Annotated in this window: 3 protein-coding genes; all 3 read left to right on the plus strand. The window is 45.1% G+C overall.

The features are described 5' to 3' along the window. Positions 1–71 precede the first annotated feature (71 nt). Complete coding sequence (locus R7Q09_RS02245; RefSeq protein ID WP_318071021.1) at positions 72–10,529, plus strand: PLxRFG domain-containing protein; 10,458 nt, start codon at positions 72–74, stop codon at positions 10,527–10,529. A 42-nt stretch (positions 10,530–10,571) separates the two neighbouring features. Beyond that, positions 10,572–11,123, plus strand: coding sequence for a hypothetical protein (locus tag R7Q09_RS02250; protein WP_140305950.1), 552 nt, complete (start codon positions 10,572–10,574; stop codon positions 11,121–11,123). 281 nt (positions 11,124–11,404) lie between these two features. After that, entirely contained in the window at positions 11,405–11,566 is a 162-nt protein-coding gene (locus R7Q09_RS02255) for a hypothetical protein (protein ID WP_153904392.1), read from the plus strand. Positions 11,567–11,867 lie beyond the last annotated feature (301 nt).

Here is an 11,867-nt window from a genome sequence, read left to right on the forward strand (position 1 = left end):
AATCCCCAATCGGTGCGGTTGGGGTTATACTTCCCCTGTCTATTTCCTATGCAGAATAAGAGGGGATACCGATGGATTTCAGAGAGGCGATGCGTCTAGTTGAGGAAAGGGAACGCAATCAAAACACATCAACGTTTGGTGACGTTGTTGATATGGCTCAACAAGGCGCTTTGCAAACTTTGGCTGGTGCTGCGAATTTCGTTGGTGCAGAAAAGGCAGCAAGCTCATTAGAGAATTGGGCTAATGAGCAATACGAAACTTTATCGCCTGAAATGCGCGAAGCCATGGCGAAAGATATCATCAATGATGATATGAGCTTTGGCGAAGGTGCTAAAGATTGGCGTACATGGTTAGGCACAGCGTCTAATGTGCTTGGTGGCATGGCTGTAACCATGTTGCCAGCAGGTGCAGCAGGTAAAGCTGCGTCAATGGCTGGTCGAAGCGCTGCGGTGTCCCAAGGTGCCAACGTTGGTACTAACGCACTTCTAAACTTGGCGGCTGGTAACGGTGGTCAAGCCTTAAATGTTCAACGAGAAATAGAGAACATTCCTTATCACGAATTAATGGATTCTCCACAGTTCAAGCGTTATGTGGCCGAAGAAGCGGATAAGAATATCTCTGATGAAGAGGCGCTAAACAACGCTCGTACTCGATTGGCCCAAGAGGTTGGAGATTCGATTAAAACCGACCTTACTCTAGGCATGGTCAACCTGATCGGTGAAACGGTAGGTGATCAGGCAATGGTTAAACTGCTAAAAGGTAGTTTAGGCAAAACAATCAAAGGTGCTATTGGTAAAGGTGTACTTGCTGAAGGTGGCACTGAGGCCGTACAAGGTGGCGTTGAACAATACCGCTCTAACGTTCATACCAACGAAAAGATGGACGTTGAAGGCGACAACTCCGAAGGCGTTGGCGCGGCTGCGCTTGAGTCTGGTTTAGTCGGTGGTTTGATCGGTGGTGGTTTTGGTGCGCCTAGTGGTGTGGCTAGTCGTTACCGTCGTCGTAACTTTGAAACCAAGATTGAACAAGCGATCAATCCAGAAGTGATTTCGCAATTGCGCTCGGTTGGTAAAACAGATCAAGAGATTGAGGCTCTTCTAAGACCGAAGATTGAGAACCGCGCTCTTTCTATGGGCTTTGATGCTAACGAATCTACGGCTTTAGCACATCAAGCGTTAGGTGCTGCAATGGGTAAAGTGCCACCAGCAGCAGAGCGTCACGCAACGGAAGATCAAGCGGAAGCACAACAAAGTGTTGAGCCACAACAGCCGGAACCAGTACAGCCACAGCAAGCGCAACCACAACAACCAATTTCTGAAGCTGCAAAACAGCAAGAGCAAGCGCCTGTTAATCTGTTCTCTTCAGACAATCATGCCGATCTAATCCGTGACGGCCAGCAAGCTGTCAGCGCAATCAAAACTTGGGAAAAACAAGACCGAGGCAATGATTACGCGAAGCAATTGCGTCAAGACATGAGCCGTTACTTGGCAACTCTTAATACAGATCTATCCATTGAAGAACGTCAAGCGGCGCAGCGTTCAATGAATTCAATTTACAATGAGTTCTTGAGTGCTATTGGACAGAAACAAAAATCACCAGTTGATAATGAAGTTGCTCAAGCAGAAATGTTTGATCCTGAAACTGGCGAAGTAATGGCAGATTCAGAGCTATACCATTCTCAAGATGCTCAACGAGATAAGTTTGAATTGAGCCAATCAATTCAACGTGGTGAGCTTGGTTTTGTCGATGAAATTGCAGCGCAAGACGAAAACTTTAAACAAGGCTTGCAACGCGCCATGGAAATCTCGCCAGCAGCAGTGCTTCAGATTGCAAAAGCGCGTCGTGACGGAAGCATGAGCCAAGAGCAAGCGATCAGCGCTTTGCAGCGTGTCATTAACTCCGAAGAGCTAAAACAAGTCGATCAGTTACGCCCAACTGATGAAGAGAGTTTTCTGCGTGATCAGCAAGCTCAAGAGCGCAATGCTCAACAGCAACTTGAGAATCGCGGCATTCGAACCAATGGCTATCAACCAAACGTTGAGGAAACGCCAGAGTTTCAACGTAATCAGGCGCGTGTTCTTCAAGGTATAAGACAACAAGCTCAAACCAACTCGTTTGCTGGTGGACATCAACCAAACGGTGAGCGTGACGTTACTCCGTTAGCAACGGGTATCGAGAATCAACGAGTTTATGACGCGCCACAAGTTGAGTTTGATCGATGGTCTGACGTTAATCCTAAAGACGTTAATCGTGATGAGCGATTCACCAAGCTAGCGAATGAATATGACCTAAATCCTGTAGAAACAGAGCAGGAGCGTTATCGTGCGCCTTATATAGTTGCTCAAGAGCCTATTTCCGCATCAATCCAAGAGGTCGAACAGCGCCAACCTAATCGCAATGCTCGTATTCAAAAGAAATTTGATAAGCACGAGTCTCAAGAGGTTGAGTCATACAGTGAAGAGTTGCCACAGACTGGCGACGAGTATGTTTACCAATCTGGTGAAGCTGCAAAACGTTCAGAGCTTGGCCGTCAACTTGGTAAAGCTCAAGCTGAAATCGCAATCAAAGGCCGTCAGAAAGTTAACCGTGAACAACGCATCAAGAACATCTTGGAAGGCAAGGGTACAAAAGATGATCTGAACTGGTTGGACAAAGAAGTAAACGCTCAAGCTGATAGCAAAAAAGCCAAGAAACCTACCCTTAAAATAGGTCAAGGTATTGATGGAGTGGACGTTAAGCGCAGCGGTAATACCACAACGTTGACGCCTAAAGTCGAAAAGTGGAACGCAACTATTGGCGAGAGATCGGTTTACGTCACTCAAGATAAAGAGCTTAAACAGGTACAAATCCGACTAGCGGAACAAGAGGAACCGGTTACTACTTTTGACTATGGCAAAGGTAGCGATATGCGCTTGATGGATGCTATTGGAAAAGCTAATCAAGCAGCGGATAAATATGTAAGCCTTATTGTAAAAAGCAATGAATCTTACCTTCAGAGCGAAGCAGAAAAAGCCCAAAGCAAAGGTGTTGTTGACCAATCACTTTTAGTCGAAGAACGCGAAAAGACAGCGAAAGCCGTTGATATTTGGCCTAGTGTTGAGCAACGCCTTGATCGCGGTCAAATGCCTACGCCTGAACAAATGAATGTTTTGCAAGATGCTGCGGAATATATCAATTCAGCAGGCAAGATTTACTTTACTGGCAAGCTAGGTGATTTGCTCCGCTTTGGTGACGTTCTGAAAACTCGCTTATCAAAATATGACGCACTACTTAGTGATGAAGAGCTGGAAGGTTTGGATCGCGAGATTTCCGACGCTAAGAAGGCATACCAAGCAAGTGACAGTGACCTTTCTCGCCAACGCGCTACCGCTCGTTTAGGTCGTCTAAACAAAATCAAAGACGGCAAAGGCACTACTGAGGATCTTAAATGGTTACGTTCAGAGCTTGAGTCTGAGCGTCGAGGCATTACCACTCCAGAGAAAGCTAAAGACGTAAATCAGACAATTGCAAAAGAACGCTTTGCTAAAGCAAAAACAGGTAAGGCAGATAACCCACGTTATCAAGCGTACTTAGATACTTTGGAAGCGGAAGAGCTTGAAGCTATCAATAGCAATGCTGGCTATATGTCTTGGATCACTCATCGTATTGCGGAGTTCCGAGACGAAAACGGAATTAAAAAGGGTGCCGATCTAACTTCTTCACAGCATAAAGAGTTTGATAAGTATCTGCGTGATTATGCTGATCGCCACTTATCTGAACGAGTGAAGTCAGAGCGCGACTCTACGGCGAAAAAAGCTGAGAACAAACCTACACAATTAAAAGCGATTCCGGCCACAATCAGCCGTAAAGCTAAGGGCAAACTCTCTAAAATCTCGACAGCTCAAAAGAAAGTTGAAGCAGCTCAAGAGAACTTAGATGAAGTTGAAATGCAACATTCTACGGATCGTAGTGGTGTTGATATGGCACATCCACGAGTTAAAGCAGCACAAAGCCGACTAAGAACAGCAGAAAAAGCCGAACAAGATGCTTACAACGAGCTTGGTGAAGTCTGGAAAGAGTACCGAGCGAAAGGCGGTAACGAAGCGGTTTGGGATAAGTTTATCAACGAAAACCAAGGCCACCTAGACGCCAACTCTTGGGAAGATTTGAACCTAGATTTTGGTGAAGATGCGGATTCCGATGTGGAAATTCCAGAGATTCCGGCCAAGGTTCCTCCATTTAAAGATTTGTCTAATCCAACCGTTGAAGAGCTGGATGCGCTAATCAACTACAAACAAGCTGAGATCGCTCACTACAAAGCTCGTATTGCTAATGGTGAGAACGGCGAAGCCATGCGCCTACTAATCAATAGACTAGAAGGTGATATTGCCAAATTAGAAGAGCGCAAAACCAATACAAAAGCAGATAAGCAAGAGCCTTCGCTCATTGATACTCTTCAAGCTGTATCAGATAAGTACGCAGAAAACCCAACTTATCGCGTCAAGAGCTACGAGTTAGAACCAGCTTGGAAAGCAGTATCTAAAGCAATGGAAGAAGCTGGCGCGGATACGCACGACTTGTATTCATTCAGCAATTGGATCACTAGCCAATATCAATCAGATCGCCAAAAAGCAATCGACTTGGCAAAAAGCTATCTGAGTGACGAGAAGCCAGAGCCAACGCCACCAAAAGGAAGCAAACTAAAATCTAGCAAGGCCACCAGCAACGAAACTGATGCGTCTAAAGCTAAAAAAGGCCGTTCTCGCCCAAGTGGAGCGCGTGAATATCTAAAAGCTATCAACGCGCTTCAAAGTGGCGAGTACACCAAGGAAGAGGCTATTGAGCTGATCGATAACTACATTGATGATGTTCCGGCTTTAGAGGAAGAATTTAGCCAATTCACGAAGCCAGCTATCGGCAATTTCTTTGCTCAAATGGGCCAATGGATTGATACAAGCTTGCGTAAAGACGATCTAGTTAAGCGAGCGGTTAAAGATATCGGCAACCAGTTTGCTGCTATTCAGTCTGATGGTGGAATGTTTGTAGTTAAATCACCTTCAGCTATGCGCAACATTCTTTCTGAAATGAGTGATGCTGACTACAACAAGCTTGCTGAGAAACGAAAACAACAAGCAATCGAGCGTGAGCAGGAAGCCGAGCGCAAGAAAAAGGCTCTTGATAATCCTCAAACACTTGATGATTTCCAAGCCTACGCACGAGCTAACGGCGGCACTATTGATGCTTTCAATGACCAGCAGCTAGCCGAGTTTGACCGTCTATACACTGAAAATCAGTTAAGCAAACTAGCAGAGCAAGAAAAGCGCGAACTAGAGCGAAAAGCTGAAGTTAAGGCCGTTGAAACTGACGGGACTATCGAGTTGAGCAAGGTCGATGTTCTCAACGAAGCTAAAGGTGAACAACGCTATGGCGCTGCGTTTAGCGAAGTTGATAGCGATACTTTCAACGATATGAGAGCCAAGGCGAAACAGCTAGGCGGTTGGTACGCACGAGCTTACAAACCTAAAAACTTGCCAGCTCGTTTTGACTTTAAATCTGAACAAGCGCGTGATGATTTCCTATCTGTAATGGGCGGCTTGAACGTTGATCAAAGCGAACGAGTTAAACAACGCGATCAAGAGAAAACGAAGTCGAAAAAAGAGAAGCAAGTTGAAGCTCTACGCGAAAAAGCGGCATCACTACAGGCGAAAGCTGATGAGTCAAACAACGCACAGCGTTTGACTAATACTTCTCGTCGCGCAGCCATGGCAGCAAGCGCAGCGGCACGAGCAGATAAGCAAGAGGCGCAAGCTAATATCTTGCGTAAGATTGCCGATGGCGTTGAATCTGGCGAGTTCCTACTGCTAGGCAACTTGACTGATATCAGCCAGCTTGAAGAACTAACAAGCGTTATGAACCGTGTTAAATGGGATATGCCTGAAGATGTTCGAGAAAAACTAGCGTATCGAGATCAGCAAGGCAACTGGCATTTAAAACCAGAAACTAAGTTTAATCAGGTTGCTCGTTACGTTCGTTTTCCAGCGCCGAAGAGTACGCCAGCGTCACTTGAATACATTGCGCGAGAAATCGAAAACCTAGACGGTTACAAGATGACGGCTAAATCTATTCGAGCAAACATTAAAGGCTTGAAGGAGCACGAGAGCGTTAACTTGAATGGTGCGCGTTGGGATAAAGTTATTCCTAAATTGCGCCAGCTAGCGCGTAGCAAATCAAACACTGTTTACCGTGTCGAGCACATCAACGAGTTATTCAAGTCGCAAGATCGCTTAATTCGCATGGGTATTAAAGGCGATATCACGTTGCGCCAAGCCTTGCGTGAATATGAGCAAGCGAACAACGGAAAAATGTCAACGCAGAAAGAAAAAACACGCTTACAAAAACTCACAGAGAAGATTGAGGAAACTGTACGCGGTAACCGTAATGCGTTTAATGACTTCTTCCCAACTCCTGAAGCAGAAGTGAAAAAGCTCATTGATTTAGCCGATATTAAACCAGGTATGAAAGTGCTAGAGCCAAGTGCTGGTATGGGTCACATTGCCGATCAAATTGCAGCTCTAAATGGCGTAGATCTTGATGTTGGTGAACTTGCTTTCACTCTAAGCGAATTACTTGAAGAGAAGGGGCACAACGTTGTTGCTGGTGATTTCTTGGAATATAACGCTGGTGAAATCTATGACCGCATTGTTATGAATCCTCCATTTAGTAACGATGCAGATATTCACCACATCAACCATGCGCTAACGATGCTAAAAGATGGCGGTAAGTTGGTTGCTATCACTAGCTCAATGGCTGGTAATCGTGGCAACACAACAAATAAAAACTTCCGTCGTCACCTAGATGAAGTTGGTGCAGAAGAGATCAACCTAGACGCTGGCGCATTCAAGAACAGCTTGAACCCTACTAACGTAGCAACAAAGATTATTGTCATTGAAAAACCAGCGAACGATCAGTACGACGATATTCGTTTCAGCAAGGCCAGCGAAGTCAACAAAAAGCCTTCCACCAGCCTATCGCCTGAAAAGGTTACTCAAGCCGCTCAAGATTGGATTAACCAATACGACGGTTTGAAAGGTGCGAATGTAATGGTTGTGCCAACTATGGCCGATCTGCATGAACTGGTTGAAACTGAATCCAATGCGATTGTTAAAGGCGCATGGTTGTCCGGTGATAACCGTGTTGTGCTGGTGGCAGAAAACTTGGAAAACGTTGCTGACGTTCGCCGCACTTTGCGCCATGAGTTTATTGCTCACAATGGCCTATACGCAAACCTAGACGTTGCTCAACAAGCGCAGTTAACCAAGAAGGTCAACAGCCTACGAAACGTTAACTCTTTGAAAGGCATCTTTGCCGAGGTTGATAAATCATATCGAACCGCACCGGAAGACGTAAAAGCGGAAGAGGTGATCGCTAAGATTGCAGAAACAGAGTCTAGCGTTTCTCAACGAATCTTAGACAAAGTGTTGTCTTGGGTGCTTGGTGCATTGCGTCGTTCTGGCATTTTGAGTGCAGAGAAAATCACGCTTTCAGAAGTGCGCAACATGATCAACAACGTGGATAGCGACCTTCGAAAACCTAACGGAATGACCACGCTTTCTAACGTTGTGCGCTTTAGCCAAACAATCTCAAGCATGGATGAGGATTTGGCGCAGCAAGGCGATCCAATTGTGAGCATTGCTGATGCGTTGGCAGCGAAGAATGAGAGTTTCTACAAGCAAATGCTTGGCAAGATCAACGTTCCATTTATTAGCAAGCAGTTTGATGCGCTTAAAAATGGTGGTTGGGCGTTGTTAAACCTACGCCAAATGGCTGAAGTAGGTAGAAAACGAGTAAGCCGTGAGGTTGGCAACATTCTTGAGTCGTATGTAAACAACAAAGATTTGTTTACTACACGCAAAACAGACTTGATTGAGAAAGTTCACAAACAAGCTGATGCCTTGAATAAGTTCCGTAAGGATAAGCCACAAGACGCCGAAGCTACCTTTAGTTTGTTGCACGATGCGACGTTGGCCGATGTTGACCCGTCAAAAGAGTATGTTGACCAAACTGATGAGAAGAAAGCGCTACTCAAAACACTAGCGAAGCTTTACCAAGAGTACGGCGGTTCGCAAACTAAGCGCGGTTCTGAAATTTGGCAAGAACGCCAAGCGCTAGAGCGTGAGATTAAGAACGAGCCGAAACTAAGACTTAAACACAAGGCATTACGCAAGAAGTTCCTACAGCTTTCGCCAGATGCTCAAAAAGTCTTTACCGATGTGCGCGATCACTACATTAGCCAACGCGAGGAAATGGATAAGGCGCTAGAAGAGCGCATTACTGATCTTGCCATGGCTGGTAACAAACGAGCAGGTGAGAACACTTACCATCGTTACATGATGGAAAAATCACGCCTTGGTTTCTATGTTCCGTTGGCGCGTTTTGGTAACTACTGGATCGATGCCGTTGACCCAAGCGGTGAGCGTGTATTCCAAATGTATGAGACTGAAAACGCCATGATGAAAGACGTTAAAAAGCTTCAGGCGGCTGGCTACAAGGTTCAGGATGATAAGAATGCGAACTTAGAAGTTGGACAAGTGCGCTTTGGTCTAAAAATCCAAGAGAGTCGCGGCCTAAATGGTGCTAGCGCGTCATTCGTGAGCGATATTATTAAGGCGATCTCAGGTGCGCAAACTAACGACAAGGTGAAAGATCAGTTAACTGATGAAATCTACCAAATGTATTTGCAAACCATGCCTGATCGTTCAATTCGTAAATCATTCATTCACCGTAAAGGTGTGGCTGGTTATTCAGAAGATGCGGCTCGTGTTCTAGCAGATCAGGGTGTTCGCCAAGCGAACCAACAAGCGCGACTAGAAACAGAGAAGCGCTTCACCGATCTAATGGAAGAGTTGAAGATTGCCACGGATAAGAGCAATAACGTTTCGGCGTCACGCTTGTATAACGAAATGGTTAAGCGTCACGAATGGATGATGAACCCACAACGCGCACAATGGGCGCAAGCGCTAACTGGTTTTGGGTTCTTCTGGCAAATCGGTATTTCACCAGCGTCAGCGATGATCAACTTATCCCAAAACTGGCAGATTGCTTTGCCTTACATTGGCTCACGTTTTGGTTTTAAGGAAACAGCGGCGGAAATGGCAAGTCTATCGGGCCTATTTGCTAAGACGTTCGTTGCTAAAAAATCAAAAGCTGGCTTGCGTGGTGATATGGACATGACCAACGGCATTTTGGGAGACGTACTTAACCAAGAAGAGAGAGAGGCGTTACGCCACGCGATCAAAATTGGTGCTATCGACGTAACTCAAATGGCCGACTTAACAGGTATGGCAGAGCAAGAGTCGTCAAACTATACGGGTAAATGGGCGAAAGCACAGCAACTAATCGGTGCGCCTTTCCATTGGGCCGAAGTAATGAACCGTGAGGTTTGTTTTATCACTGCTTACCGTATGGCGAAGAAGAACGGACTAAGCAAACAAGAGTCACTTGATTACGCAACTAAAGCGACTTGGGATAGTCACTTTGACTATTCGAGCCGTAACCGCGCTCGATTCATGCAAGGTGACGTTGCGGCGGTAGCATTGCAGTTCAAGCAGTACAGCCAAAACATGACTTACTACTTGTTTAGCCGTTTCTTTGATTCAATTAAGGGCGAAACGCCAGAGGTGAGAAAGGAAGCGCGTAAGCAGTTGCTTGGCACATTTGCCGTTACGTTTGCCATTGGCGGTCTAAACGCTCTACCAGTCGCTACAATCGCGGCAATTGCTAATATGGCCTATGCAGTGGCAGGTGATGACAATGAGCCTTGGGATGCAGAGACAGAGCTAAAATCGCTACTTGCTAAGACGTTCGGTGAAGATATTGCGAAAGGCTTGTACTACGGTTCAATGCCTAGCGTTTCAAGCCGAATCAACATTGATTTGCTTCGCCTTTGGGTACAAGAATCAGACGCACAAGATAGCGTTGGTGTTGCTGAAAACATTCTTCAACAGGCGGCAGGTGCATCATTTGGTATTGCTGTATCTTGGGCGCGTGGTTTGGACTACATGACAGAAGGCCAGTATTTGCGCGGCGTAGAATACATGACTCCAAAATGGATTAAGGACGTGTTTAGAACTGCGCGATACGCTTCAGAAGGTGGCACTGTCACAAACCGAAATGGTGAAATTATCATTGATGATGTGACATTGTTTGAACATGCTCAACAAGCGCTTGGTTTTACTCCGGCTCGACTTGTTCAGCAGTACGACTCAAACAGCGCATTGAAAGGCTACGAACGTCAAGTTACTCGCCGTCGTCAAAGCTTAATGAATGCTTACTGGCTGGCGGTACGCACTAAGGACAATGATGGACGTAAAAGCGTGCTTAACAATATCCGTGAGTTCAACCGCTCGGAATGGGGCCGACAAAACCCGATCACCAACGAAGTTTTAAGCCGTTCGGTGAAGCAACATTTCAAAATGGCGAGTAAATCACAGAATGGTGCGCACTATAATCAAAAATATATGAAGTTGCTGCAAGAGCAACAGAGTTGGTAGCATTAATGGAGTGCTTAGAAAAGAAGTATGGAGAGATCTAAAATGATCGCTAGTAAAAGCATTTTAACAGCAATGATTTTGGGTTTAGCTGGTGGCGCGTCGTGCGCCACCGCAGCGCAACCACCACGTTGCCCGACGGTAACGGAACAACGAAACCCGTATGATTATCATTATGCACGTTTGATGGAGAGCAAACTGTACTCGCGTGACTTTAAAATCAATGTTGCGCAAGGTGTTGATAATGGTTTGTCGGATGAAGAAGCGCTTGAATATGGCAGAGCCAAAGTTGCTGAAATGCATGGCTTTGGTAAGTCGGAACTTGACTTTAATAGTGCAATGCGTGAGGTGGAGCTAAAAGAGCAAATCGAAAAGTATAAGGTTTGCAAGTTCTATGAGGTTGAGTTGGGTGTTCATGGTGATTTGGTTACTAACCTTGATCGCGACAAAATTGAGCGTCAAATAGAAGAGGCTCAAGCCAAAATTGCAGCCCAAACCGATGACTGTATCTATGAGAAAATCAAGGGTGATTCCACCAGCGCAGCAATAGCCGAAATTCGAAGAATATGCCGTTTCAGAGCGCTAAGAAACATCTAAATGCCATAAAAAGCCGCTAAATTGCGGCTTTTTGCTTTTTATCAAATATGTATAAAAAAATACCTCTAAATAGCTATAAAGAACTGGATATATAAACAGTAGTCTGGTAGCTTATGCGCGTTTCCGATTTGTTATGAAATTCGCGAAATTAGACGCATATTTCGTTAAGTAATTTCACTTATGTCGGTAGCCAATCTATTTTTGTTTTTCATTATTTAGAACTTGCTAATTCTTTGGTAAATTATTTGACAGTAAACCACTCGGCTTTTAAGGAGAAAAAAATGAAATATACGTCAAATGACCTTAGAGTGGTCGCTACGCTTATGGAATGTGAAGCTTTGGATGAAGCTGCGAAGGAGTTTATTCAGCGAACAGTGATGAAGGCGGCCAAGCTGCTTGAAGCAGCCAAGTTTATCAACAATAGCAATAAAGAAGAGTCGTAACAGATATGCTTTGCGTGGCAATCCGGCCACTATCTCTGATAGATATGATTCTAATTTATTGATTAAAGGGGAACGCGAAAGTGCTCCCTTTTTTTGTGCTTTTTGGTGTGTGTATAGCTGGTGGCCGGATGTTGTGTATATCAGTTTAACTCACTTGCGCATTGCCTCTTAGCCGACGATAATGACCACATTATCGTTTCGTGTTTGCCCGATCCTTTTCTTAAATCACGCCGATTTGTGTGTATATCGGGGAGCACGAAAAAATACAGTGTGTATATAGGCGTGTATATGAGTTCATGTA

The organism is Vibrio sp. 2130-1, assembly GCF_033339515.1.

Excerpts from the sequence above, each read along its gene's own strand:
- R7Q09_RS02245 (WP_318071021.1), top strand. The coding sequence starts at position 72 with ATGGATTTCAGAGAGGCGATGCGTCTAGTTGAGGAAAGGGAACGCAAT.
- R7Q09_RS02250 (WP_140305950.1), top strand. The coding sequence starts at position 10,572 with ATGATCGCTAGTAAAAGCATTTTAACAGCAATGATTTTGGGTTTAGCT.
- R7Q09_RS02255 (WP_153904392.1), top strand. The coding sequence starts at position 11,405 with ATGAAATATACGTCAAATGACCTTAGAGTGGTCGCTACGCTTATGGAA.